This is a genomic window from Streptomyces sulphureus DSM 40104, assembly GCF_000381025.1.
Lineage (GTDB): Bacteria > Actinomycetota > Actinomycetes > Streptomycetales > Streptomycetaceae > Streptomyces > Streptomyces sulphureus.
Window position 1 is genome coordinate 14,090 of record NZ_KB905818.1, and the last position, 23,627, is coordinate 37,716.

Genomic DNA, 23,627 nt, shown 5'->3' on the forward strand with positions numbered 1-23,627 from the left:
GTGGGGCGGACGGGACGAAGTAGGCTGAGCCCATGCCCGAACGCCGCACCGTTGCCCTCGTCACTCTCGGCTGCGCCCGCAACGAGGTGGACTCGGAAGAGCTCGCCGGCCGCCTGGCGGCGGACGGTTGGGACCTCGTAGAGGACGCTTCGGACGCCGAAGTCGCCGTCGTGAACACCTGCGGTTTCGTCGAGGCCGCCAAGAAGGACTCGGTCGACGCCCTGTTGGAGGCGAACGACCTCAAGGACCACGGGACGACCAAGGCCGTCGTCGCCGTAGGATGCATGGCCGAGCGCTACGGCAAGGAGCTCGCCGAGGCCCTCCCGGAGGCCGACGGCGTCCTCGGCTTCGACGACTACACGGACATCTCCGACCGCCTCAACACGATCGTCTCCGGCGGTGTCCACGCCCCCCACGTTCCGCGCGACCGGCGCCGGCTGCTTCCGGTCAGCCCCGTCGAGCGGCAGGAGGCGCAGGTCGCGGTCCCCGGACACGGGGACGAGTCGGAGCCTTCCGACCTGCCCGAGGGGGTGGCCCCGGCCTCCGGGCCGCGGGCTCCGTTGCGTCGGCGGCTCGGCAGCAGTCCCGTCGCCTCGGTGAAGCTCGCCTCGGGGTGCGATCGTCGGTGCTCGTTCTGTGCGATCCCGTCCTTCCGCGGCTCGTTCCTCTCACGCCGCCCCTCCGACGTCCTCAACGAGACGCGGTGGCTCGCCTCGCAGGGCGTCCGCGAGGTCATGCTCGTCTCCGAGAACAACACCTCTTACGGCAAGGACCTCGGGGACATCCGCCTGCTGGAAACGCTGCTCCAGGAGCTCTCGGACGTCGACGGGATCGAGCGCCTCCGCGTCAGCTACCTCCAGCCGGCCGAGATGCGGCCGGGGCTGATCGACGTCCTCACCGGCACGGAGAAGGTGGCGCCCTACTTCGATCTCTCCTTCCAGCACTCGGCGCCCGGCGTCCTCCGTGCGATGCGTCGGTTCGGCGACACCGACAGCTTCCTCGGCCTGCTGGAGACGATCCGGGCGAAGGCGCCGCACGCCGGCGTGCGCTCCAACTTCATCGTGGGCTTCCCCGGGGAGACGGAGGAGGACGTGGCCGAGCTGGAACGGTTCCTCGCTGCTGCCCGGCTCGACGCCGTCGGCGTCTTCGGCTACTCCGACGAGGAGGGCACAGAGGCCCTCGGGTACGAGCAGAAGAACGCCCCCGAGGTGGTGGCTGAACGTCTCTCCCGCGTTTCCAGACTCGCGGAGGAGCTGACGGCACAGCGGGCCGAGGAGCGCGTCGGCGAACGGCTGCGCGTGCTCGTCGAGTCCTTCGACAGTGAGGACGGCCCTGTCGGCCGGGCAGCGCACCAGGCTCCCGAGACGGACGGTGTGGTCGTGCTCGACGGGTTCGGATCGCCGGAGAGCGGCGGACACGAACTGGCCGTCGGTCGTATGGTCGAGGCGCGGGCCGTGGCAGCGGAGGGCGTCGATCTCGTCGCGGAGCCGATCGAGGAGGGCGAGGGCGCCGAGGGTGCCGCGGGCATCCCGCGGGTGACCAGGGAGGAGGCGGCGGGATGACCGGAATGTCGGCCTCGGCCGCCGGTGCCGCCGGCCGCGGGAAACCCGTAGCCAAAGGGACGGGCGCGACGGCGGTCCGCACGGTAAGCCTATGGAACATCGCCAATATCCTCACGATGGCGCGGCTGTTGCTCGTACCGGGCTTCGTCCTGCTGATGGTCGCCGAGGGCGGGCACGACCCGGTCTGGCGCTCCTTCGCCTGGGCGGCGTTCACCATCGCCATGATCACCGATCTCTTCGACGGCGAGCTGGCGCGCAGGCACAACCTCGTCACCGACTTCGGCAAGATCGCCGACCCGATCGCGGACAAAGCGATCATGGGCAGTGCGCTGGTCTGTCTCTCGGTCCTCTCCGACCTCCCCTGGTGGGTGACGGGCGTGATCCTTCTGCGAGAGCTGGGGATCACGCTCATGCGTTTCTGGGTGATCAAGCACGGGGTGATCCCTGCAAGCCGCGGAGGCAAGCTCAAGACGCTCACCCAGGGCGTGGGTGTCGGCATGTACGTGCTCGCGCTGACCGGGCCGCTGGCGACGTTGCGGTGGTGGGTGATGGCGGTCGCCGTCGTGCTCACGGTGGCCACCGGGCTCGACTACGTGCGGCAGGCGGTGCAGCTACGCCGAGCCGGGCGGCAGGTGACCGGGGACGCGGGGGCCGAGGCGCTCCCGCCGGAGCCGCGGTGAGCGCGGCAGGCGCCGACGGAGCGGCCTCGGGGGACGCGGACGACTCGGCACGGGCCGTGTTCGCGCTGCTCCGGGAGCGGGGAGAGACCCTCGGCGTCGCCGAGTCGCTCACGGGCGGTGCGCTCGCCGCCCAACTGACGGCCGCTGCGGGGGCTTCCAAGGTCTTCCGCGGTTCGGTCACCTCCTACGCGACCGCGGTGAAGCGGGAGCTGCTCGGGGTGGACGAGAAGCTGCTGCGCGACCGCGGAGCCGTCGACCCCGAGGTTGCGCGGCAGATGGCCGCAGGCGTGCGGAGCATCCTGCACGCCGACTGGAGCGTCTCCACTACCGGAGTCGCCGGTCCGGAGCCACAGGACGGGCACCCGGTCGGTACCGTTTTCGTTGCCGTCGCGGGGTCGGAGGGCCCGGTTGTCGCCGCGCGGCTCCGGGTAGACGAGGGACTCGACAGGGAGGCGATTCGGATGCTTTCCGTCCGCGGGGGGCTGGAACTGCTCCACAGCAGACTTGTTGCGAATACCACGGGAGCGACCGGGAACAGGCCGAAGGGAATGGATGTTTGCAGCCCTGAGTGAACACCGCATCGCTCCCCGCACGGGCGGAGCCGGAGACGGTACGGTGGAGCCTGACGGCTGGAGGGGCATGGAGCCAGTCGCCGAAAGCCTGAGGAAGACGCCGCACGTTGAGAGGGAGGAGCACCGATGATTCTGCTCCGTCGCCTGTTGGGTGACGTGCTGCGTCGGCAGCGCCAGCGCCAGGGCAGGACCCTGCGCGAAGTCTCCTCGTCCGCGAGGGTCTCGCTCGGTTACCTCTCCGAGGTCGAGCGTGGCCAGAAGGAAGCCTCATCCGAACTGCTGTCGTCGATCTGTGAGGCGCTCGATGTCCGGATGTCCGAGCTCATGAGGGAGGTCAGCGACGAGCTGGCCCTCGCCGAGCTCGCGGAGTCCGCGGCGGCGAGCGACCCGGTGCCGTCGATGCGGCCCGTGCTGAACCCGCTCTCGGTGACCTCGGTCACAGGAGTTCCGGAAGAGCGCGTGACGATCAAGGCGCCGACCGAGGCGGTAGATGTCGTAGCGGCCTGAGTCGCGCGTTCAGCAGACGAGCGAAGCGGACGGGAGTCCGTGGTCCCGCCGGGAGTTTCCCGGCGGGACTTTTCTGTCTTCTCCCTTCCGCTCGGCGGGCGTTGGGACTCCCGGCCGGGCCGGTGCCGGTGATCGTCGTGCGCTGCGGTCGTGCGCCGTCGCTCCTGTTCGTCCGTGTGCGCCCGGGTGGCTACGGGGGCGCGCGTGAGGCCGGGGTGCTTCGGTGTGTGGTCGCGCCGGCACCCAGGGTGCGGGAGCATGGAGAGCGACGGTGCTCCGGTACATGGAGGTGTCTGCATGGCTGGTGTGGGCCCCGTGTTCTGGGGGCGTTGTGTGCTCGGTGCGATGGCGGCGTTGGTGTGGGGGTGCGCGGTGTGGCGCGTGGCTCTCGGCGAGGGCGGGCCGGTTGCGGCCTCGGTCGCCGCCGGGGGGTGGGGAATCAGCCTGCTTCCGGTGCACGCTGCCGCGGTCACCGGGCGCGGGAGGATACGGATGCGTGCCTTCCGCGGGGCGGCAGGCAAGGGCAGGCGGGAGCTGCTGCGTCGTCGGTGCTGAGCGGCAAGTTCCGTGTGTGCACGGAGGCTTGAGGCGTCGGTCCGAACTACGGCTTGGCAGGCGGGGGTTGGCAGCGGGGGCAGTACCAGATGGTGCGCGTACGGCCGGGCGGACCGTATTCGGCGGTGGCGATCGGTGTCCCGCAGCGGCGGCAGGGCTCGCCGCGGCGGTTGTAGACGTACAGCTCTCTGCCGCGCCTGCGCTCTCCGGTGGTGCAGCGGGTGAGCCGGTCCTTGTTCTGCTCCAGCAGCCGGTGCGCTGTGGTGAGCAGGCGGGGGAGGAGCGGGGCGGGCAGGTCGCCCACGGGGTGGAAGGGGGAGGTCTGCGCCATGAAGCAGAGTTCGGCGGCATAGACGTTGCCCACACCCGCCAGGTTGCGCTGGTCGAGCAGGACCTCCGCGAGCGGTCGCTCCGGGGTCGCCAGGAGACGCAGACGAGCGCCCTCGGGGTCCCAGTCGGGGCCCAGCAGATCGGGACCCAGGTGGCCCACGACCGTCGACTCCGCTTCCGTGCGCAGGAGTTCGAGGACCGGCAACCGGAAGCCGGTAGCTGTCCGCTCGGCTGTCACCAGCACGGCGCGGACCTCGTACTCCGGGCCGCCCGGTGGCCGCGTCCCGGTCGCGGAGGTCCTCCAGGAGCCGTCCATGCCGAGGTGGGAGTGGAGCGTGAGTCCGCCTTCCAGCCGGGTCATGAGGTGCTTCCCGCGGGGCACGGTATCGGTCACCTCGCGGCCGCCGAGGTCCGTCGTGGCGAGACGGGGGACCCGGAAGTCCGTACGTACCAGCCGGCGTCCCGTCAGCGCTTCGCGGAGTTGGCGGGCGGTGCGCCAGACGGTGTCTCCTTCGGGCATGCGGTCATCGTCGCAGCTTCGGTCGAGGGGCCGGTGTCATCCGTCCAAGGCTTCCGCCAGGTGGTCGAGGTCGTCGAGGAGCGCCGTCAGTCTCGACTGCGGCAGAGCCTCTGTCATGCGCCGTTCCACGGCGTAGACGGTCGACCGGGCGTCCTCCAGTCGCCTGCGTCCCCTTTCTGTGAGGCGGGCGGGGCGGGCGCGGCCGTGGTCGGCCGTGGTCGGCCGGGTGATCAGGTCGGCGTCCAGCAGGCCGCGGAGGACGACGTTCATGGACTGACGTGTCACGAACGCGCGGCGGGCGAGTTCGGCGTTGGACATGTCCGGTTGCAGGGCGAGGAGTTCGAGGCACGAGTACTGCGGCACCGTCAGGTCGTGCTCCCTCAGTGCTCTGTCCATCGCGTTGCGCAGGGCTGCATGAGCGCGCTTGAGGCGGTACCCGACGTGTTCGGTGACGTCCGCCGCGGGGTGGGGCGGTTCGGCCGGTTGTGAGTTCTGCATGTCAGGATTTTGACACGTCGAGGAATCGGCCGTACGGTCAGTTATGTCAAAGTCCTGACATCAGCGAGGAGCAACCATGACTGCCACCGTCGACGGGCCCGACTTCATCGCCCTGCAGGTACGCGATGTCGAGGCAGCCGCGGTCTTCTGCGAGAAACACCTCGGACTGCGGAGGGCCCCCGCCTCGCCTCCGGGTGCGGTGGTCTTCCGCACCGCACCGATCCCGTTCGCCGTTCGGGAGCCGCTGCCCGGCGTCGACCTCGACGACGTCGCACGCCCCGGCCTCGGGACAGCACTGTGGTTCCGCACCGACGACGCTCAGCAACTCCACGACCAACTCGTCGCAGCCGGCGTTCCGATCGTCAGCCCGCCGCGGGAAACCCCTTTCGGTCGGGCGTTCACCTTTGCCGGTCCCGAGGGATACGCCATCACCGCGCACGGAGGCTGACATGACCGCCCTCTCGTTCACACCGTCGGGACCCTTCTCCCTCGGGGCGAGCATCCGATTCCTGGAGGGCTTCACGCCAGCTCGCTACGACCACGCGGCGGACGGAGTCCTCCGCCTGGCGTTTCCCGCAGACGACGGCCGCTCGGTGGTGGCCGCCGCGGTGCGCCAGGACGAGGACGACGGCGTCCCGGGGAGGGTGCGGGCGGAGTGCACCGTCCGCACCGAGGGGCGGGCCGTAGCCGTATCGGCCGGGTCGGAGCGCGGCAGGGCGGTCGGGGCGCAGCTCGCACGCATCCTCTCTCGATGTGGACGGGAGCGGTTTCGCCCGGCTCTCCGACCGGGACCCCGTCGTGGCCGAGCTCATGAGGGACTACCCGGGGCTGCGGCCCGTCTGCTTCCACTCGCCCTATGAGGCCGCGGCGTGGGCCGTGATCGGTCAGCGGGTTCGGATGGTCCAGGCTGCCGTCACCAAGGCACGGCTCGCTGAGGAGTACGGGCAGCGCGTCGAGGTCGCAGGTGAGACATTGCACGCTTTTCCCACTCCGGCCGTGCTGCGCGAGATCGGACCCGTCTTCGGGCTCACCGCGGTGAAGACGGAGCGGCTCCACGGAGTCGCCGAGGCTGCCGCAGCCGGCGAACTCGACGCCGCGCATCTGCGGGCGATGCCCGTGGAGGACGCACTGCAATCGCTGCGTGCCCTGCCGGGCGTCGGCCCCTTCTCCGCCGAGCTCATCCTGGTCAGGGGTGCCGGGCACCCTGACGTCTTTCCCCTCCACGAGCGGCGACTGCACGCCTCGATGGCTGAGGCATACGGCCTCGACCACGCCCCTTGCGAGCGGTTGGCCGCACTCGCTGACGGCTGGAGGCCCTACCGTAGCTGGGTCGCGTTGCTGCTCCGGGCCAGGGCGGAGGACCGGGCAGGCCGTGGGGCGTCGTAGGTTGCGTTCCTTCCGTGGCCTTCGACGGGTCGACTTGTGCCGTTTTTGCGGCTCATGAGTACCGGTGCAATTTTCCTTCCGGGTAGTGCGTCACCCTCGACGGACGGTGCAGCCACGCACCCCGGGCCCGTACTCACGTCGGTCGGAGGCGCAGACCGCGCGGCGTCGCGTGGAAGCCGGCCGACTCGAGGACGGTACCCAGCCGGGAGGAGAGGGCGGGCGTGCCGTTGACGCGCTCCACTGTGAGGCTGCCGACGGCGCCCTCCGTCGTCGCGCGGGCGAGGGCTTCGGCCGCGGCGTTGAGACGCTCCTCGGCGCGGGTGTCGGCTTCGCCTTCCTCGCCTTCGCCCGGCCAGGCCAGGAGGGTCTTGCCGCCGCGCTCGACGTAGAGGACCAACTCACCGCCGACGAGGACCACCAGGGACCCCGCCTTACGGCCCGGCTTGTGCGTGGTGCCGGACGGCGAAGGGGGCCAGGGCAGCGCCGCACCGTAGGCGTTGGCGGGGTCGGCGGCGGCGAGGACGAGGCCGCGGACCGGGGCGGTGCCGGGCGGTTGCGGGGTGGTCTCGTCGGCCGCGCGCTCCCTGGCCGTGTTCACCGCGCGGAGGCGGTCGACGGCTCCGTCCATGGCGAACTGCGCCGCGCCCAGGCCCTCGACGACGTATCCACGGCGCGCCTGGCCGTTCTCCTCGAAGACGCTCAACACCCGGTAAGCGGCGGCGAATCCGCCTTCCACACCCTCGGCCGTGACGGCGCCGCGCGTCACGACGCCGTGCCGGTCGAGGAGAGTGCGGGCGAGCGCGTGTGCGCGCAGCGTCGGGTCGCTCTCTGCGGATGGGAGCAGAGACCAGCGTCCGGCGACCGTGGGCGGGCCGGTGCGCGAGGCGGTGGGGCGGCCGGTGCCGCGGGCCGCGGTGAGTGAGCCGTACCGCCCGCGGGGCGTGGACCGCTTGGCGCGGTGGGCGGTGGAGCCTGCCGTGCGTCCGGAGCCGAGAAGGGCGCGGAGCGGGGCGAGGGTGTCGTTGCTGATCCGCCCCGACCACGCCAGATCCCAGAGTGCCGAGGCGAGTTGGGGGTCGGTGGCGTCGGGTTGCGTGGTGGCGCGGACTTGGTCGGCGATCTGGCGGAAGAAGAGGCCGTAGCCGCCGCCGAGGGCGTCGAGGATCGAGAGGTGGAGCGGATCGAGTTCGAGCGGGTGCGGAGGGGGGAGCAACAGCGGGGCCGTCTCCGCCGGGTAGAGGGCGATCCAGCCGTCCTTGCCCTGGAGGCTTCCGGCGCCGGCCCAGAGGACTTCGCCGGAGGTGGTGAGTTCGTCGAGCATCGGTGGGGCGTAGTCGGCGACGCGACTGGGGAGGACGACTCTCTCCAGCGCGGAGGCGGGGACGGGCGCGCCCTGGAGCTGCTCGACGGTGCGGAGCAGGCCGTCGACGCCGCGCAGCCCTCGGGTGTGGAGCTGTTGCCACTGGGGGAGGAAGGCGGCGAGCGCCGGCGGGGGCACCGGTTCCAACTCGTGTCGCAGAGCGGCGAGGGAGCGGCGGCGGAGTCTGCGGAGCACGGCGGCGTCGCACCATTCCTGGCCGGCGCCCGAGGGGTGGAACTCGCCTTGCACCAGGCGCCCGTCCGCGGCGAGGCGCCGCAGTGTGCCCTCGGCGACCGCCGTGCCGAGCCCGAAGCGCTCGGCGGCGGTGGCGGAGACGAACGGGCCGTGGGTGCGGGCGTAGCGGGCGAGCAGATCGCCGAGTGGGTCGGCGACGGGTTCGGTGAACGCTTCGGGGACGCCGACGGGGAGGGCGACGCCGAGGGCGTCGCGGAGTCTGCCCGCGTCCTCGATCGCTGCCCAGTGCTCCCGTCCGCCGATGCGCACGCGGATCGCACGCCGGGCGGCCTCCAGCTCCGCGACCCATTCCGGGGTGCCGCCGCGCTCCGTCAACTCTTCCTCGGCGAGCGGGCCGAGGACTCTGAGGGCGTCGGCGACGGTCTCCGGGTCCTTGATGCGGGGGCCGCGCTCCGCGGTTGGGAGCCACTGCAACTCGCGTTCGAGTTCGGTGAGTACGTCGGCGTCGAGGAGTTCGCGGAGCTCCGCCTGGCCCAGGAGTTCGGCGAGAAGCCGGGAGTCGAGGGAGAGGGCGGCGGCGCGGCGCTCGGCGAGAGGGCTGTCGCCCTCGTAGAGGTACTGGGCAACGTAGCCGAAGAGCAGGGAGCGCGCGAAGGGTGAGGGTTCGGGGGTGGTCACCTCCACCACGCGGACCCGGCGCGCCTCGATGTCGCCCATGAGCGCGCCGAGGCCGGGGACGTCGAAGACGTCCTGGAGGCACTCGCGGACCGCTTCGAGCACGATCGGGAAGGAGCCGAACTCGCTCGCCACCTGCAGCAGTTGGGAGGCGCGCTGGCGCTGCTGCCAGAGCGGGGTGCGCTTGCCGGGGTTGCGGCGCGGCAGCAGCAGGGCACGGGCGGCGCATTCGCGGAACCTCGAGGCGAAGAGCGCCGAGCCGCCGACCTGCTGGGTGACGACGTCGTCGACCTCGTTCTTGTCGAAGAGGACGTCGGCGACTCCGACGGGCGGTTGCTCCGCGTCGGCCGCGGGCGCCTGGGTGCCGGGGGCTTCGTCGAGGAGGTCGAGGCCGAGGAGGTCGGCGTCCGGAAGACGGAGGACGATGCCGTCGTCTGCGTGCATCACCTGTGCGTCCATGCCGTACCGCTCGGTGAGGCGGGCGCCGATCGCCAACGCCCAGGGGGCGTGGACCTGGGCGCCGAAGGGGGAGTGGACGACGACGCGCCAGTCGCCCAGCTCGTCGCGGAAGCGCTCTACGACGACGGTGCGGTCGTCGGGCAGGTGGCCCGCGGCCTCCCGTTGCTCTTTGAGGTAGGTGAGGAGGTTGTCGACGGCGAGGTCGTCGAGCCCCGTGGTGCGGAGGCGCTCGCGCGCCTGCTCCGGCGCAGCGGCGCCGACCTCGCGGACGAACGCGCCCAGCGCACGCCCGAGTTCGAGGGGACGGCCCAGTTGGTCGCCCTTCCAGAAGGGGAGGCGTCCCGGTACACCGGGCGCCGGGGTGACGAGGACGCGGTCCCTCGTGATCTCCTCGATGCGCCAGGACGTGGTGCCGAGCGTGAAGACGTCCCCCGCGCGCGACTCGTAGACCATCTCCTCGTCGAGTTCGCCGACCCGGCCACCGCCCTTCTTCGGGTCGGTGCCGGCGAGGAAGACGCCGAAGAGGCCGCGATCGGGGATGGTTCCGCCGGAGGTCACGGCGAGCCGCTGGGCGCCCGGGCGGCCGGTGACCGTCTGCGCGACGCGGTCCCAGACGAGGCGCGGGCGCAGCTCGGCGAAGGCGTCGGAGGGGTAGCGGCCGGCGAGCATGTCGAGAACGCCGGTGTACGCGGACTCCGGGAGCGAGGCGAACGGTGCTGCTCTGCGGACGACGGCGAGGAGTTCGCCGACGTCCCAGGTGTCGACGGCGGTCATGGCGACGAGCTGCTGGGCCAGGACGTCGAGCGGGTTGGCCGGAATACTGAGCGCCTCGATCGCGCCCTCGCGCATCCGCTCGGTGACGACGGCGGACTGCACGAGGTCGCCGCGGTACTTGGGGAAGACGACGCCGGCGGAGACGGCGCCGACGTGGTGCCCTGCGCGGCCCACACGCTGGAGCCCCGAGGCGACGGAAGGAGGCGACTCGACCTGCACCACGAGGTCAACCGTGCCCATGTCGATGCCGAGTTCGAGGCTGGAGGTGGCCACGACGGCGGGCAGCCGCCCCGCCTTGAGGTCCTCCTCGACCTGGGCCCGCTGCTCCTTCGAGACGGAGCCGTGGTGCGCCCTGGCGAGCAGTGGAGGCGCGCCTCTGGCCGCGCCGGAGCCGCCCATCAGCTCGGCGGGGGACTCGTCCTGCGGCATCGTCTCGCCCGTGGCCCGCTCGTACGCGATCTCGTTGAGCCGGTTGCAGAGCCGCTCGGCGAGCCGGCGGGAGTTGGCGAAGACGATCGTCGAGCGATGGGCCTGGGCGAGGTCGACGATCCGCTCCTCCACGGAGGGCCAGATCGACGGCTTGCTGCCGCCGCCGGGGCCCTCGGCTCCCGCCTCCTGGGCCGGCGAGGCGCCCAACTCGCCCATGTCCTCGACCGGTACGACGACCGAGAGCTCGAACTCCTTGCCGGAGGGCGGTTGGACGACCTCCGCACTGCGCTGCGGTGAGAGGAACCGTGCCACCTCCTCGACCGGGCGGACCGTGGCCGAGAGGCCGATCCGGCGGGCGGGCCGCTCCAGCAGCTCGTCGAGGCGTTCGAGGGAGAGGGCGAGGTGGGCGCCGCGCTTGGTGCCCGCCACCGCGTGCACCTCGTCGAGGATCACCGTCTCCACGCCGGCGAGTGCCTCGCGGGTTGCGGAGGTGAGCATGAGGAAGAGCGACTCGGGGGTGGTGATCAGGATGTCGGGCGGCCGCCGCGCGAGCGAGCGGCGCTCGGTGGCGGGGGTGTCGCCCGAGCGCACGCCGACGCGGATCTCCGGCTCGGGCAGGCCGAGGCGGACGGACTCCTGCCGGATGCCGGTGAGCGGGCTGCGGAGGTTTCGCTCGACGTCGACGGCGAGGGCCTTCATCGGCGAGACGTACAGCACGCGGCAGCGCTTCAACGGGTCGGCCGGGGGAGGGGCGGCGGCGAGCGAGTCGAGGGAAGCGAGAAAGGCGGCGAGGGTCTTGCCCGAGCCCGTGGGCGCGACGACGAGGGCGTCGGAATCCTGTTGCAGCGCACGCCAGGCGCCCTCCTGCGCGGCCGTCGGCGCGCTGAAGGCACCGCCGAACCAGGCGCGGGTGGCCGGCGAGAAGGCGTCGAGCGCGGACGGCCGAGGATTCTGAGCCATGCCGCCCATCGTGCACCCCGCCACTGACAACCGACGCGACGAGCGCCCGACCCGGCGACGCGGGTGCGGACGCCCGGCCCAGAATGAGGCCATGGCACACACGTCAGCGGCCGAGGAGAGCGCACGCTTCTGGCGTCCGCCGGGGCTCTCCGGCGTCGATCTGCTGGAGGCGCGGTACGTCCGCAAGAGCTTCGCGCGCCACACCCACGACACATACGTGATCGCCGCGGTGACCGAGGGCGTCGAGGCGTTCCGGCTCCGTTCGGACGCGCACACGGCAGGTGTGGGCGCGCTCGTGCTGCTCAATCCCGACACCCCGCACACCGGCCACGCGGGCGTCCCCGAGGGATGGCGCTACAGCGTCCTCTACCCGGACGTGGCGCTCGTCGAGGAGGTGGCGAGGGAGACGTCGGCGATCGACGGGACGCCCGGCTTCCTGGAGCCGGTCGTCCACGACCCGTCGACCGCGCGCATGGTCCAACGGGTGCACCGTGTCGCGGAGGCGGGGGACCCGCTCGCCGCCGACACTCTGATGCGAGTGGCCTTCGCCGCCCTGCTCCGCCGGCACGCGGGACCGCTGCCCCGGCGCACGGTGCGCAGCGCCGGAGCGCGGACGGCGGAGGAGGCACGGGCGGCCCTCCGCGAGCGGATGACCGCTCCTCCGACCCTTGAAGAGCTCGCACGCGAGCTGGGCACCGGCACCTTCGCCCTGCTCCGCCGCTTCCGCGCCGAGTACGGCATGCCGCCGCACGCCTGGCTCACCGACGCACGCGTCCGCGCGGCGAGGTCACTCCTCGACGAGGGGATGCCGCCCGCGCAGGTGGCGGCGACCGTCGGGTTCAGCGACCAGTCGCACCTCGGCCGTCACTTCGCGCGGATCGTGGGGGTGCCGCCCGGGGCCTACGCACGGGGAAGAGGGCGTGCGCCAGCGCAAGAACGTACAAGACCGCGCCGGTCGCCTGTGCCTAGCGTCCCCCCATGAGCAGCAGGAACAGTACGTACGACGGGGTCGCCGGCGAGCAGGGAGCACGTAGTGCGGGCGATCGGGCCGTCGTCAGGGACGCGGTCGGCGTCGGACTGGCGGTCGGGCTCTCCGGGTTCGCCTTCGGGGTGACGGCCGCGGGGGCCGGCCTGTCGACGGTACAGGCGTGCGCGATGAGCCTCCTGGTCTTCACCGGTGCCTCGCAGTTCGCCCTCGTCGGCGCGCTGGCCGCGGGCGGAGGCCCGTTCACGGCGGCGGCCGGCGCGCTCTTCCTCGGTGTGCGGAACGCCTTCTACGGACTGCGTCTCGCCACCGTCCTGCGGCTGCCGCGCGCACTGCTGCCGGCGGCCGCCCACTGGGTGATCGACGAGACCTCCGCCGTCGCCCTCGCGCAGCCGGACCGGCGCCGGTCGCGGATCGGCTTCACGGTCACCGGCGCCTGCGTGTTCGCGGTGTGGAACCTCACGACCCTCGCCGGCTGCCTGGGCGCCGAGGCGCTCGGCGACACCGCACGCTGGGGGCTCGACGCCGCGGGCCCTGCCGTCTTCCTCGCGCTGTTGGCGCCGATGCTCCGCGGCGGGGCGGAACGCGCGACGGCCGGCCTCGCGGTGGTGCTCGGGCTGGCGCTGCTCCCGGTACTCCCCGCCGGGGTCCCGGTCCTCGCTGCTGCCGCAGCGGCTCCGCTCGTCCTCCTCTTCGCCGGGGTCGTCGGGTTGCGGAGCAAGAGGCGGGCCGACTGATGGGCGTGTGGATCGCCGTGGGCGTCACGGCGCTCGGTTGCTACGCGACGAAGCTCCTCGGACTCTGCGTCCCCCAGGGGCTGTTGGACCGCCCCTGGGTGCAGCGGCTCGCCGCGCTCCTTCCTGTGGCGCTGCTCGCCGCGCTCGTCGGACAGCAGGGGTTCGCCGACGGGACCCACGTCGTGCTCGACGCCAGGGCCGCGGGCCTCGGCGCGGCGGTGGTCGCGCTGCTGGCGCGGGCGCCGTTCCTGCTCGTCGTCGCCGTGGCGGTCGGGGTGACCGCGGGCGTGCGGATGCTCGTCGGTTGAGCGGCGCTTCGGCAGGGATACTGGGTGCATGCGGTTGACGGTCTTCTGGGAGCGGATGACGGAGTACTTCGGTGCTGCGTACGCCGACTCCTTCGCGCGCGATCACGTCATGTCCCAACTCGGCGGGCGGACGGTCAACGAGGCGCTCGACGCCGGGTGGGACGCGAAGGAGGTCTGGCGTGTGGTCTGCGCGGTGATGGACGTGCCGGCCGACAAGAGGTGACGCCTCCGGGCCGCGGGTGCGTCGACCGCCGAGCGGTTTGTCCGGTGCGTCAGTATTCCTCCCCTGGGTGCTCCTGACGATTCGTTGAGCCGGGTCTCCCGGTCGCCCTCCGGAGGCGGGTCCGCCGGGGTGCGCGCACACCGGGCGCGCGCTGCACGCGCCGGCGCGCACGCGATGCCGGAGTGGCTGCCGCGGGCGATCGTGGTCGCGCTTCTCCTCGTCGGGCTCTACCAGTTGCTCGGCTGGGCGTTCCAGCGCACGCTCGGGCTCCTTCTCGACGTCCTCGTCTCGTTCTTCCTCGCGCTCGCCATGGAGCCTGCGGTCGACCGGCTCGCCGCTCGCGGCATGCGGCGCGGCCCGGCGACGGCACTCGTCTTCGTCGTGCTGCTGATCGTCGCCGCCGGGTTCCTCACGGCGCTCGGTTCCGTCTTCGTCGACCAGGTGACGCGGATCGCGCAGAGCTTCCCCGGATACGTCGAGTCGGTCCTGCACTGGGTCAACTCCACGTTCGGCACCGAGTTGGAGACGCGGCGGCTGCGGAGCGACCTCGTCGAGTCCGACTGGGTCAGGCGGCGGCTCTCCGAGAGCGCGCGGAACGTCTGGGGGATCTCCGCGACCCTGCTCGGCGGCCTCTTCCAGCTTCTGACGACCTGCCTCTTCACCTTCTACTTCGCCGCCGACGGGCCCCGGCTGCGGCGGGCACTCTGCTCTCTCCTCCCGCCCCGTCGCCAGGAGGACGTCCTGCGCGCCTGGCAGATCGCCGTCGCGAAGACCGGCGGATACCTCTACTCGCGCGTGCTGTTGGCCCTTGTCTCCGGGGTGGCGCACTACGTTTTCCTCGAACTTCTCGGAGTGCCGTACGCGCCCGCGCTCGCGGTGTGGGTGGGGCCCTCTCGCAGTTCGTGCCGGTGGTGGGGACCTACCTCGCCGGTGCGCTGCCGATGCTGATCGGGTTCACCGTCGGCCCTTGGACGGCGCTGTGGGTGCTCGTCTTCGTCGTCGTGTACCAGCAGTTCGAGAACTATCTGCTGCAACCGCGGATCACCGCACGGACCGTGGACATCCACCCTGCGGTCGCCTTCGGCTCGGTCGTGGCCGGGGCGCGTTGATGGGGGTGATCGGTGTGCTGGTCGCCATCCCGGCCACGGCGACGTTGCAGGGGTTCGTCGGGGCATACGTGCGCAGGTACGAGGTGGAGGAGGTCGGTGCGGGCTGTGGCCCCGAGGGGCGGGCGGGGTACTGCGGGGAGGCGTCGCTAGAGGCGGGGCGGGTGAGGTGCCTCGGTGGTGCGAGGCCCAGGTGGCCGTTGTGCGGGGGCACTTGGGGGTGACGGAGTTGTCCACAGGGGTCGGGGCGCAGCTTGACGCAAAAATCGAACATCGATTCTTATGGGGTCTCCGGCGAGGTCTGCAGCGTCGGTTCGGAGGCTCCGGCGGAGGTCTGCCGGGAACGTCGCCGGGCTGGTTGTCAGTGGCAGGCGCTAGCGTCGGTGGACGTGAAGCGATCGACTCAAGCAAACAACCGGGTGGCACCCATGGCAGGAACCGACCGCGAGAAGGCGCTCGACGCCGCGCTCGCGCAGATTGAACGGCAATTCGGCAAGGGCGCCGTGATGCGCATGGGCGACCGGCCGAACGAACCGGTCGAGATCATCCCCACCGGCTCGACCGCTCTCGACGTCGCGCTCGGAGTCGGCGGGCTGCCGCGCGGCCGCGTGGTCGAGGTCTACGGTCCGGAGTCCTCGGGCAAGACGACACTCACCCTGCATGCGGTGGCCAACGCCCAACAGGCGGGCGGCACCGTCGCCTTCGTCGACGCGGAGCACGCTCTCGACCCCGAGTACGCCAAGCGTCTCGGAGTCGACACCGACTCGCTGATCCTCTCCCAGCCGGACAACGGTGAGCAGGCGCTGGAGATCACCGACATGCTGATCAGGTCCGGCGCGCTCGACCTCATCATCGTCGACTCGGTCGCCGCCCTCGTGCCCCGTGCCGAGATCGAGGGCGAGATGGGCGACAGCCACGTCGGTCTCCAGGCACGTCTGATGAGCCAGGCGCTTCGGAAGATCGCCGGTGCGCTCAACCAGTCGAAGACCACCGCCATCTTCATCAACCAGCTCCGCGAGAAGGTCGGCGTGATGTTCGGCTCTCCGGAGACCACCACAGGTGGCCGGGCGCTCAAGTTCTACGCCTCGGTCCGGCTCGACATCCGACGGATCGAGACCCTCAAGGACGGCACGGAGGCGGTCGGCAACCGCACCCGGGTCAAGGTCGTCAAGAACAAGGTCGCACCGCCGTTCAAGCAGGCCGAGTTCGACATCCTCTACGGCATGGGGATCAGCCGTGAGGGCGGTCTGATCGACATGGGGGTGGAGCACGGATTCATCCGCAAGTCGGGGGCCTGGTACACCTACGAGGGCGATCAGCTCGGCCAGGGCAAGGAGAACTCCCGCAACTTCCTGCGGGACAACCCGGATCTCGCCAACGAGATCGAGAAGAAGATCAAGGAGAAGCTCGGCATCGGCGTGCAGCCCGAGGAGCCCGCGGCCGAACCGGGAGCGGATGCCGCCGCAGGCGGCGGTGAGCCGGAAGCGGAGCCCGCAGCGGTGCCGGCACCGACCCCGGCGGCGAAGTCGACGAAATCGAGCAAGGCGTCCAAGGCCGCGGCGGCCAAGAGCTGATTCGGTGACCCGGCGCAGCGAATGGCCGTTGGCTCCGCCGCAGCCATGGCCCCCTGAGGAACGAGCCGCTCCGGGCGAACAGTTCGGGGACGGCTCCCAGGACAGCGGTGGTCCCGTTCCGTCGAGGGCCGGGGTGGGACCACCGCGTACGACCGGCGGCGGGCGGCGGCGCTCCCGTGCGGGAGGCGAGGAGCAGGGGGGACAGCAGAGCGGCGGTCCAGCGGAGCCGTCGGACCCCGCCGAGCGGGCGCGCGCCCTCTGCCTTCGGCTGCTCACCGGCACCCCGCGCACTCGGAGCCAACTCGCCGAGGCGCTGCGGAAGAAGGAGATCCCCGAGGAGGTGGCAGGGGAGGTCCTGGACCGTTTCGAGGAAGTCGGCCTAGTCGACGACTCGGCTTTCGCCACGGCCTGGGTCGAGTCCCGCCACTACAGCCGCGGTCTGGCACGGCGGGCGCTGGCGCGGGAACTGCGCACCAAGGGCGTCGGGTCGGAGGCGATCGACGAGGCGCTGGAGCAGCTCGACACCGGTCAGGAGGAGGAGCGGGCCCGCGCCTTGGTGGAGCGGAAGCTCCGGTCGACGGAGGGCCTGGAGCGCGAGAAGCGCGTGCGCAGACTCGCTGGGATGCTCGCCCGCAAGGGGTACAGCGAGGGGCTTGCACTGCGCGTCGTACGTGAAGCGCTGGAGGCCGAAGGGGAGGAGACGGGGGAGTGGGGACTGTCGGAGAGTTGATCTGATTCAGCAAGCTCCGCGGGCCGCGGGCATGGTGCGGCCCCGCGTTCGGGGAGGCGTTTCGTGGGCGCTCGCGGGGAGTTGAGCGGGGTGCTTGCAAGGATGGCGTCGCTGATCGGCCCCTGTCTTATATCCCCGGTGCCGAGGGGTCCAGCTTCCAAAGAGGAGCAAGGGAGTTGACGAGGTGCCCCGCCTCGGGTGCGGAGGGTGCTGCTTGTGAGCGGGAGACCCGGAGTCTGGAAGTGGCGTGCGTGCTACCTGTATTGACCTGCAGAGTTGTGCATGCGGCTGAGGGGCGGCCGGCCGCCGAGCGCGGTGCGGCAGCGGTGCAGTTGTGCGGAGGAATCCGCCCGAGCGTCGGTGGCGTCGGCGTTGCTGGAGTACGGGCGTACGCCCATCCGTCGAGCAGAGAGCGATTGGGCGGTTTGCTTTTGGCCATTCGTCCGCGGACGGTTCGGTCGGGTGCGTGTGCGGACGATGCCTGCGGTGCTCGGACTCCGACGAACGCCCTGGGTCTGTAGCAGGAGTCGTTGTCCGTCAGGGCACGTGCAACGGTCGTGTCGTGGTCGGAATGGACGGGAGCGGGCGGGGCGGTACGACGTTGCGGTCGTCCCCGCCCGCTTGGTTTCCGGAGTTCGCGAGGCCGCCGACTTGCTGGTCGGCGGCCTCAGGAGAGAGGGGTTCGCGTCACAAGGCGATGACGGTGCGTTCGCCGTATGCATCCTGGTGCGCCCATGCACGCTCGACTTCGGCGAGCGGGAACGGACGGGGCCGGACGGTCATCGCGCCGGCGGCGATGGCTGCGGCCAGTTCGTCCAAAGCACAGGCTTCGAGGGCGATGGAGCCGAATCCGCTGCCCTGGATGCGGAGGGCGTTGGAGCGCAGGGCGTGGCTGGGCAGGTTGATGTCCAAGCCGCCCATACCGCCGGTGTGCACCCAGTCGAGCAGGCGCGTGTGGTCGGTGCGCGCCTGGAGGATGGCGTGCATGGCGAGTTCGGTGGGTGGTCCCCATACGTAGTCGATGACCACGTCGACGTCGGCTGCGACCTTGGCGTAGGTCGTTGCGGAGGCGTCCGAGGCGTCCGAGGCGTCGGTGAGGGCGATGGTCTCGTCCGCGCCCTCGGACAACAGCTCCTCCAGTCGGGCCTGATTGCGGCCGGCAGCGATCACATGTCCGGCACCGAGGTACTTGGCGACCTTGACGGCCATAGAGCCGGCGTTGCCTGTTGCACCGATCACCAGAACCGACTGCCCCGTGGTGAAGGGGACTCGGTCGCGCAGGGCGACCCACGACGACAGGGCCGGATTCATGGTGGCGACCAGGACCGCGGGGTCAGATTCGGCGGGCACCGGGATCGCGTACGCGGGGTCGACGGCGATGCGTTCCGCCAGCGTGCCAGTCCGGGGCGCCAAGACGAAAGCGAGGCTGCCGTCGGCCCGGCGAACGACGGCGTCGACGCCCGCGGTGGCCGGCAGCGCGTCCGCGCTGGCGTAGTGCTCACCCGCGGCGATGGCACGGGTGGCCCGATGCACGCCGACGGCCAGCACGTCCACCACCTCCTGGCCGGGGGCTGCCACGGGCTCGGGGACGGAGCGGAAGTGCGGCGGCTCGTCGAACGATTCCACCAGGGCTGCGTTGATCATGGACATGGGTCTCTCCGTAGTTCGTGGCGCGAGCCGGTGAGGCCACCGACGTTGAACGCGTCAATACCGCCGGCTGCCGCTGCAGCGGTCGGCCTGAGGAGTTGGAGCCGTCGAGAACGACATAAGATGCACTCGCGTATCTAATGGCTTCGGAAAGACTAGGCAGGAGTGTTTAGATACGCAAGCGGATCTAAACCGTGAGGGGATCATGGGCGACAACGGCAGGACGCAGGCACGGACAGAACAGCATGCCGGCAAGGGTGCGACCGGGACCCGGCGGCGAGGCCGAGCTCTGGAGGACGCCATCCTCGACGCCGCCTGGAAAGTCCTCGTCGACCAGGGGTACACGGGCTTCACCTTCGAAGCCGTCGCCACCCGCGCCGGAACGAGCCGTCCTGTGCTCTACCGACGCTGGCCACAGCGTGAAGACCTGCTGCTGGCAACCCTCGCCAAGAACTGGCAGCCGGTCGAGATCCCCGATACCGGACGCCTCCGCGACGACGCGATCACCTTCCTGCGCCGCCTCAACGCCGACCGGGCCCGCAACGTCGTCGTCATGTGCATCCAACTGGCCGACTACTTCCGCGACACCGGTACCAGCTTCCACGACCTGCGTGACTCTCTCCGTCCGTCCAGCCCGTCCGCCCCGCTCCAGGTGATCGTCGGCCGCGCTGTGGAGCGTGGCGAACTTTCCGACGTGCCGCGCTCGACTCGCGTTCTCAACCTCGCCTTCGACCTGGTCCGCCACGACCTGCTGATGACGATGGACGCGCTGCCCGACGAGTCGATCGTCGAGATCGTCGACGAGGTATGGCTGCCCCTGCTGGAAGCAGTCGGGTAGTCGAGCGCCGGCAGGTCAGTTCCGAGCAACGCCGTACATCCTGACGTCGAGCGCTGACCTCCGGCAGATGTTTCGCAGCCGCGGCCGACGGCGCACGTGGTCGACACAGCTAGCGTCCCGACGCGGCAGGAGAGGGCGTCTGCTCGAAGTCCGACACTGTGCCGGTCCGTTGACGGTCGTGGGTCGCTCAACGTTGCCCATCGGTGCCGGACCCCCTCGCGCTGACGGCGCCGCGCCCAGGACTTGAGGGATCGGTCCGGGAAGCCGTCTACCGCAGGCGGCCGGCCTCGGAGCTACGGATGCAACGGGCTGCCGATGGCGTCGCGCCCGGAGCCGCCGCCGCGATGCACAGCGCTCGGAGGCGGCGGCGGTCCGGATGCTCGTTTCGTCTTCCGCTTGTGAGTGGTTCAGCCGCGGCGTCCCGTGGGCTTCCTTCCCGCCAGCATGCGGTGGGCGGCGGTGATGCCTCGTACGGCGTCGGCGCAGGTGCGCAGTTCCGCGTCGCGTCCGCCGGGGAGAGCCGCCACGAGGTGGCCGTCGGCCCGTACGACGAGCACCGTGTGGGCGGCAGCGCCCGGGTACCCCTCGGTGACGACCAACTGTGCGCGCAGCGGCAACCTCTCCACGGCCGCAGCGAGTTGGGGCATCATCCCGGCCGACAGCCAGTGCCGGCTGTCCCAGACGCGCGTCCCCGGCGCGACGAGCACGACGAGCAGGTCGCCACCGGCTCCCCAGAGCCGCTCGTGAAGCCGACCGCGTCGCCCGTCGAGCGCGGTGACCTCGACGTCCTCGACGAGCGCGCCGGGCGTCGTGGAACACGCAGCCGGAGGGACGGTCCCCTTCACCGGCATCAGCGGCGAACCCGCGTACGAGGCAGGGGCGCCCAGCATGCCGCGGCCGAGCTGGGTGTCGGCGAGGAGTTCCAGGTGCGTGCGTGCTCCCGTCCCGAGCAGCGCCCTCAGGCCGCCGCCGCGACGCACGAGAGGCAGGGCTTGGTCGACGGCCCTGAGCCGGTCGCCGACGGCGCTGCGGCGCTCCGACTCGTAGCTGTCGAGGAGCCGTTGGCACCCTTCGTCCTCGGCGGCCGCATCTCCGCGCCGCCAGGCGAGCGCCAGCTTCCAGGCGAGGTTTCCCACGTCCCGCAGCCCCTCGTCGACCTGCTGGACACCGAGCGCCCCCAACTGGTGCGCGGCGTCCCCCGCGAGGAAGACCCGTCCGGTGCGCCACCGCCGGGCGAGCCGTTGGTGAGTCGTGTGCACCCCCGTGTCGACGAGTTCGTACGGCCCGGCCTGGCCGTCGCCGTCCTTGCCCCGCGACCGGCCTCCGGAAGGCGCAGCTCCGGAGAAGCGGTGCCAGCGGGAGAGAGTCTCCTGGACGCGGTCCAACAGCTCTTCGGGCGTGACGAGTTCGCCCCGCGGCGGGAGCAGCCAGTCGAGCCGCCAGAGCTCGCCGGGCAGCGGACGCGCCAGGACCTCGACGGTGCCGCCCCCCGGGTCCCGGTGCAGGAGCGCCTCGTCGTCCCAGGGCAGCCGCGTACGCACGGTGGCGACGGCGTGCCGCTCGACCGAGGTGCGTCCGGGGAACCGGACGCCGAGGAGCTTCCGCACGGTGGAGCGCGCGCCGTCGCAGCCGACGAGGTAACTGCCTTGTTGCGGCGGGACGTCGGCGCCCGCCACGTGTGCCGTGACGCCGTAGTCGTTCTGCTCCAGGGATTCGAGGCGGGCCCCGGGGAGGAAGTGCACGCACTCCTCCGCGCGCAGTGCCTCCCGCAGCGTCTCCTGGAGTGCGTGCTGCGGCAGGTGCAGCGGTGCCTTGCTTGCGAGCGCGTGCGAGGGCGAGTTGGTCTCCTTGCTCTCCTCGTCGTCCGCGTCGAGGAGTTCGCGCCGTATGAGCTGGTTGCGACGGCGTACCTGCAATCCCTTCCAGTGCAACGCGGGAAGGGGCGGAAGCCGGGCCGCGGTGTCGGGCCTGAGCAGGCAGGTACGGGCGGCCCGCGGCTCCGGGGGGCTCTCTGCGGCTTCCAGCACGAGGGAGGGGACCGAGTGGCGGGCGAGGGCGAGGGCGAGGGCGAGTCCGGTCGGGCCGGCGCCGACCACGATCACCGGGTTCACGGCTAGGAGACCTCACAGCCCAGGTGGCGCTTGCGGGGTGGGGCGGTGGCGGCTCCTGGAGCCCGGTGCACGATCACACGCGGTATGCAACCTACTGCGGGATCAGGCGTCAAGTGAGCGAGGCGGCAGCCCCGTTGGGGGGTTGCCGCCTCGCGGTGTCACAGGGTAGAGAGCGTCGGCTCCGTGTCAGACCGCCGCCTCCTCGGCCGGTTCCTCCGCCTTTGCCGGAGTGATCCCGGTCTTGCCGCGTCGGCCCCGGCGCTCGATCCAGTTGGCGAGCGACGAGAGGGCGAGGCACAGGGCGATGTAGATGGCGCCGATCACGATGATGGTCGGCACGTAGGGGTAGTCGCCGTCGATGGTGGTGTTGGAGGAGATGAGTCGCGCCGTCTGCAACAGCTCGGGGAAGAGGATGATGTAGCCGAGCGACGTGTCCTTGAGCGTCACCACCAGTTGGCTGATGATCGACGGAAGCATGGCGCGGATCGCCTGCGGCAGCAGGATCGTCGTCATGACCTGCGTCTTGCGCATGCCCAGTGCGTACGCGGCTTCCGCCTGTCCCTTCGGCACCGAGTTGACGCCGGCGCGCAGCACCTCTGCCTGCACGCACGCGTTGTAGATCGTCAGGCCGAGAACCAGTGCCCACATCGGGTTGATGGCGATGCTGCCCGGCAGGTGGAAGACGTCCGACCAGAGGTTGTCGAGGATGCCGATCCACAGTGCGAAGATCGTGATCAGCAGCGGCACGGAGCGGAAGATCTCGATGAAGCCCGTGCACAGCCAGCTCACCGGCTTGTGGTCGGAGAGCCGCCCGACGGCGAGCACGACGCTGAAGAGCAGCGAGAACAGCCCCGCGAGGGCGAAGACCTTCAGCGTGGCCAGGAGCCCGTCGAGGATGTTCTGCCGGATGCCCGAGTAGTTGAAGATGTCCCACATCTCGGGGTTGAACTGGCCCTGGCTGTGGAGCCGCCAGACGATGACGGCGAGGACGCCCAGGACGAGCAGCGAGCCGAGGACCGTGTAGACGACGTTGCGCGCCCGGGCCTTGGGGCCCGGTGCGTCGTAGAGCACGCTGGCACTCATCGGGCGACCTCCAGACGGCGCTCCAGCAGGCGGAAGATGCCGCTGATGGCGAAGGTGATGATCAGGTACGCCAGGGTGATCCAGAAGAAGATGACGAGGATGTTGAAGCCGTCGTTGCTGAGCGTCTTCTGGATGTTGAAGAGGTCGACGTTGTTGAACCCGCCCGCGATGGCGGAGTTCTTCGTCAGGGCGATCAACAGGCTGCTCAGCGGCGGGAGTACGGCGCGGGTCGCCTGGGGGAGGACCACAATCCGCAGCGACTGCATGAAGGTCATCCCGATGCTGCGCGCGGCCTCGGCCTGCCCGAGCGCCACGGTGCCGATCCCGGACCTGATCGCCTCGCAGATGAAGGACGAGGTGTAGACGCCCAGCGCGCAGATCGCCAGCACGAAGGAGTTGATCCCGGGGAAGAGGACCTGCGGGACGACGAAGAAGGCGACCAGGAACAGCAGCGTCAGCGGGGTGTTGCGGAGGAGCGTGACCCAGGCGGTGCCGAAGGCGCGCAGCGGCGGCACGGGCGACACCCGGCAGCCGGCGATGAGGATGCCGAGCACCAGGGCTATGAGTGCGCTGGCTCCGGTCAGCGCGAGGGTTCCCAGGAACCCGTCCCGGAACAGGTCCAGGTGGTCAAGGAGTACGTTCATGGATTGTCTCGTCTTCCGCGGGGCGGGAGTGCGGCAGCGTTCGGGCAGGGGTGCAGGGGCGCCGGTCGGTTCGGCGCCGGGTGTTCCCGCCGCGCTGCCCAAGGGGGCGTGGCCGGGGGCCGTTCGCTGCCGGCCGGGTCACCGCGTATCGGCAGGAGGCTGTGCGAGCGGGGGCGGGG

At 71.2% G+C, this 23,627-nt stretch carries 19 protein-coding genes and 2 pseudogenes; 14 read left to right on the forward strand and 7 right to left on the reverse strand.

The window, feature by feature from the left end; translation table 11 throughout:
- Nucleotides 1–32: 32 nt before the first annotated feature.
- The 4 genes from rimO to F603_RS0117315 all read left to right on the forward strand — a co-directional run bounded on the left by rimO (nt 33) and on the right by F603_RS0117315 (nt 3,321).
- A complete protein-coding gene (gene rimO, locus F603_RS0117300; RefSeq protein ID WP_019547238.1) occupies nt 33–1,562 on the forward strand; it encodes a 30S ribosomal protein S12 methylthiotransferase RimO in 1,530 nt (509 codons plus the stop codon).
- Entirely contained in the window at nt 1,559–2,242 is a 684-nt protein-coding gene (gene pgsA / locus F603_RS0117305) for a CDP-diacylglycerol--glycerol-3-phosphate 3-phosphatidyltransferase (RefSeq protein ID WP_019547239.1), read from the forward strand. Before rimO ends, pgsA begins: the two co-directional genes overlap by 4 nt.
- A complete protein-coding gene (locus F603_RS0117310) occupies nt 2,239–2,814 on the forward strand; it encodes a CinA family protein (protein WP_019547240.1) in 576 nt (191 codons plus the stop codon). Before pgsA ends, F603_RS0117310 begins: the two co-directional genes overlap by 4 nt.
- A 126-nt stretch (nt 2,815–2,940) precedes the next feature.
- Nucleotides 2,941–3,321: a helix-turn-helix domain-containing protein gene (locus F603_RS0117315; protein WP_016910055.1), complete on the forward strand. Its 381-nt coding sequence runs from the start codon at nt 2,941–2,943 to the stop codon at nt 3,319–3,321.
- A 601-nt stretch (nt 3,322–3,922) separates the two neighbouring features.
- Here F603_RS0117315 and F603_RS0117325 read toward each other — a convergent pair.
- Entirely contained in the window at nt 3,923–4,726 is an 804-nt protein-coding gene (locus F603_RS0117325; RefSeq protein ID WP_019547242.1) for an Fpg/Nei family DNA glycosylase, read from the reverse strand.
- Between the two features lie 36 nt (nt 4,727–4,762).
- Nucleotides 4,763–5,224 carry a MarR family winged helix-turn-helix transcriptional regulator gene (locus F603_RS0117330; protein WP_019547243.1) on the reverse strand — a complete coding sequence of 154 codons (462 nt, stop codon included), beginning with the start codon at nt 5,222–5,224 and terminating at the stop codon, nt 4,763–4,765.
- A gap of 76 nt (nt 5,225–5,300) precedes the next feature.
- Here F603_RS0117330 and F603_RS0117335 point away from each other — a divergent pair, with 76 nt between their 5' ends.
- Together F603_RS0117335 and F603_RS32300 are read left to right on the forward strand one after the other, a co-directional pair.
- Complete coding sequence (locus F603_RS0117335; RefSeq protein WP_019547244.1) at nt 5,301–5,672, forward strand: VOC family protein; 372 nt, start codon at nt 5,301–5,303, stop codon at nt 5,670–5,672.
- 1 nt (nt 5,673) lies between these two features.
- A pseudogene (locus tag F603_RS32300) lies at nt 5,674–6,610 on the forward strand (DNA-3-methyladenine glycosylase family protein).
- A 133-nt stretch (nt 6,611–6,743) separates the two neighbouring features.
- On the opposite strand, the gene F603_RS0117345 reads toward F603_RS32300, so the two are convergent.
- Nucleotides 6,744–11,471, reverse strand: a complete 4,728-nt coding sequence (locus tag F603_RS0117345) for an ATP-dependent helicase (RefSeq protein WP_019547246.1) — start codon at nt 11,469–11,471, stop codon at nt 6,744–6,746.
- Between the two features lie 82 nt (nt 11,472–11,553).
- Here F603_RS0117345 and F603_RS0117350 point away from each other — a divergent pair, with 82 nt between their 5' ends.
- The 7 genes and pseudogenes from F603_RS0117350 (at nt 11,554) to recX (ending at nt 17,125) form a co-directional block, all read left to right on the forward strand.
- A complete protein-coding gene (locus F603_RS0117350) occupies nt 11,554–12,444 on the forward strand; it encodes an AraC family transcriptional regulator (RefSeq protein WP_019547247.1) in 891 nt (296 codons plus the stop codon).
- Nucleotides 12,441–13,184: an AzlC family ABC transporter permease gene (locus F603_RS0117355; protein WP_019547248.1), complete on the forward strand. Its 744-nt coding sequence runs from the start codon at nt 12,441–12,443 to the stop codon at nt 13,182–13,184. The genes F603_RS0117350 and F603_RS0117355 overlap by 4 nt, the downstream gene beginning before the upstream one ends.
- Entirely contained in the window at nt 13,184–13,492 is a 309-nt protein-coding gene (locus F603_RS0117360) for an AzlD domain-containing protein (protein WP_019547249.1), read from the forward strand. The genes F603_RS0117355 and F603_RS0117360 overlap by 1 nt, the downstream gene beginning before the upstream one ends.
- A gap of 28 nt (nt 13,493–13,520) precedes the next feature.
- Entirely contained in the window at nt 13,521–13,715 is a 195-nt protein-coding gene (locus F603_RS0117365) for a DUF3046 domain-containing protein (protein ID WP_016910062.1), read from the forward strand.
- A gap of 174 nt (nt 13,716–13,889) precedes the next feature.
- Nucleotides 13,890–15,045 (forward strand): annotated as a pseudogene (locus F603_RS32305) (AI-2E family transporter).
- 204 nt (nt 15,046–15,249) lie between these two features.
- Nucleotides 15,250–16,395, forward strand: a complete 1,146-nt coding sequence (gene recA / locus F603_RS0117375; RefSeq protein ID WP_019547253.1) for a recombinase RecA — start codon at nt 15,250–15,252, stop codon at nt 16,393–16,395.
- A gap of 4 nt (nt 16,396–16,399) precedes the next feature.
- Nucleotides 16,400–17,125, forward strand: a complete 726-nt coding sequence (gene recX, locus F603_RS0117380) for a recombination regulator RecX (RefSeq protein ID WP_211231098.1) — start codon at nt 16,400–16,402, stop codon at nt 17,123–17,125.
- 687 nt (nt 17,126–17,812) lie between these two features.
- Here the strand turns inward: recX and F603_RS0117385 are convergent.
- Nucleotides 17,813–18,775 carry a quinone oxidoreductase family protein gene (locus F603_RS0117385; protein ID WP_019547255.1) on the reverse strand — a complete coding sequence of 321 codons (963 nt, stop codon included), beginning with the start codon at nt 18,773–18,775 and terminating at the stop codon, nt 17,813–17,815.
- A gap of 202 nt (nt 18,776–18,977) precedes the next feature.
- Between F603_RS0117385 and F603_RS0117390 the strand changes: the two genes are divergently transcribed.
- A complete protein-coding gene (locus F603_RS0117390; RefSeq protein ID WP_019547256.1) occupies nt 18,978–19,610 on the forward strand; it encodes a TetR/AcrR family transcriptional regulator in 633 nt (210 codons plus the stop codon).
- A 407-nt stretch (nt 19,611–20,017) separates the two neighbouring features.
- Here the strand turns inward: F603_RS0117390 and F603_RS0117395 are convergent, their stop codons facing one another.
- The 3 genes from F603_RS0117395 to F603_RS0117405 form a co-directional block, all read right to left on the reverse strand.
- On the reverse strand, nt 20,018–21,721 hold the full coding sequence (locus F603_RS0117395) for an FAD-dependent monooxygenase (RefSeq protein WP_019547257.1): 1,704 nt from the start codon (nt 21,719–21,721) through the stop codon (nt 20,018–20,020).
- Between the two features lie 186 nt (nt 21,722–21,907).
- Nucleotides 21,908–22,804: an amino acid ABC transporter permease gene (locus F603_RS0117400; RefSeq protein ID WP_019547258.1), complete on the reverse strand. Its 897-nt coding sequence runs from the start codon at nt 22,802–22,804 to the stop codon at nt 21,908–21,910.
- On the reverse strand, nt 22,801–23,448 hold the full coding sequence (locus tag F603_RS0117405) for an amino acid ABC transporter permease (RefSeq protein WP_019547259.1): 648 nt from the start codon (nt 23,446–23,448) through the stop codon (nt 22,801–22,803). Before F603_RS0117405 ends, F603_RS0117400 begins: the two co-directional genes overlap by 4 nt.
- Nucleotides 23,449–23,627: the final 179 nt, after the last annotated feature.

What these genes read in the sequence shown, in the direction of transcription:
- rimO (WP_019547238.1), top strand. Translation starts at nt 33, where the DNA reads ATGCCCGAACGCCGCACCGTTGCCCTCGTCACTCTCGGCTGCGCCCGC.
- pgsA (WP_019547239.1), top strand. Translation starts at nt 1,559, where the DNA reads ATGACCGGAATGTCGGCCTCGGCCGCCGGTGCCGCCGGCCGCGGGAAA.
- F603_RS0117315 (WP_016910055.1), top strand. Translation starts at nt 2,941, where the DNA reads ATGATTCTGCTCCGTCGCCTGTTGGGTGACGTGCTGCGTCGGCAGCGC.
- F603_RS0117325 (WP_019547242.1), bottom strand. Translation starts at nt 4,726, where the DNA reads ATGCCCGAAGGAGACACCGTCTGGCGCACCGCCCGCCAACTCCGCGAA.
- F603_RS0117330 (WP_019547243.1), bottom strand. Translation starts at nt 5,224, where the DNA reads ATGCAGAACTCACAACCGGCCGAACCGCCCCACCCCGCGGCGGACGTC.
- F603_RS0117335 (WP_019547244.1), top strand. Translation starts at nt 5,301, where the DNA reads ATGACTGCCACCGTCGACGGGCCCGACTTCATCGCCCTGCAGGTACGC.
- F603_RS0117345 (WP_019547246.1), bottom strand. Translation starts at nt 11,471, where the DNA reads ATGGGCGGCATGGCTCAGAATCCTCGGCCGTCCGCGCTCGACGCCTTC.
- F603_RS0117350 (WP_019547247.1), top strand. Translation starts at nt 11,554, where the DNA reads ATGGCACACACGTCAGCGGCCGAGGAGAGCGCACGCTTCTGGCGTCCG.
- F603_RS0117355 (WP_019547248.1), top strand. Translation starts at nt 12,441, where the DNA reads ATGAGCAGCAGGAACAGTACGTACGACGGGGTCGCCGGCGAGCAGGGA.
- F603_RS0117360 (WP_019547249.1), top strand. Translation starts at nt 13,184, where the DNA reads ATGGGCGTGTGGATCGCCGTGGGCGTCACGGCGCTCGGTTGCTACGCG.
- F603_RS0117365 (WP_016910062.1), top strand. Translation starts at nt 13,521, where the DNA reads ATGCGGTTGACGGTCTTCTGGGAGCGGATGACGGAGTACTTCGGTGCT.
- recA (WP_019547253.1), top strand. Translation starts at nt 15,250, where the DNA reads ATGGCAGGAACCGACCGCGAGAAGGCGCTCGACGCCGCGCTCGCGCAG.
- F603_RS0117385 (WP_019547255.1), bottom strand. Translation starts at nt 18,775, where the DNA reads ATGTCCATGATCAACGCAGCCCTGGTGGAATCGTTCGACGAGCCGCCG.
- F603_RS0117390 (WP_019547256.1), top strand. Translation starts at nt 18,978, where the DNA reads ATGGGCGACAACGGCAGGACGCAGGCACGGACAGAACAGCATGCCGGC.
- F603_RS0117400 (WP_019547258.1), bottom strand. Translation starts at nt 22,804, where the DNA reads ATGAGTGCCAGCGTGCTCTACGACGCACCGGGCCCCAAGGCCCGGGCG.
- F603_RS0117405 (WP_019547259.1), bottom strand. Translation starts at nt 23,448, where the DNA reads ATGAACGTACTCCTTGACCACCTGGACCTGTTCCGGGACGGGTTCCTG.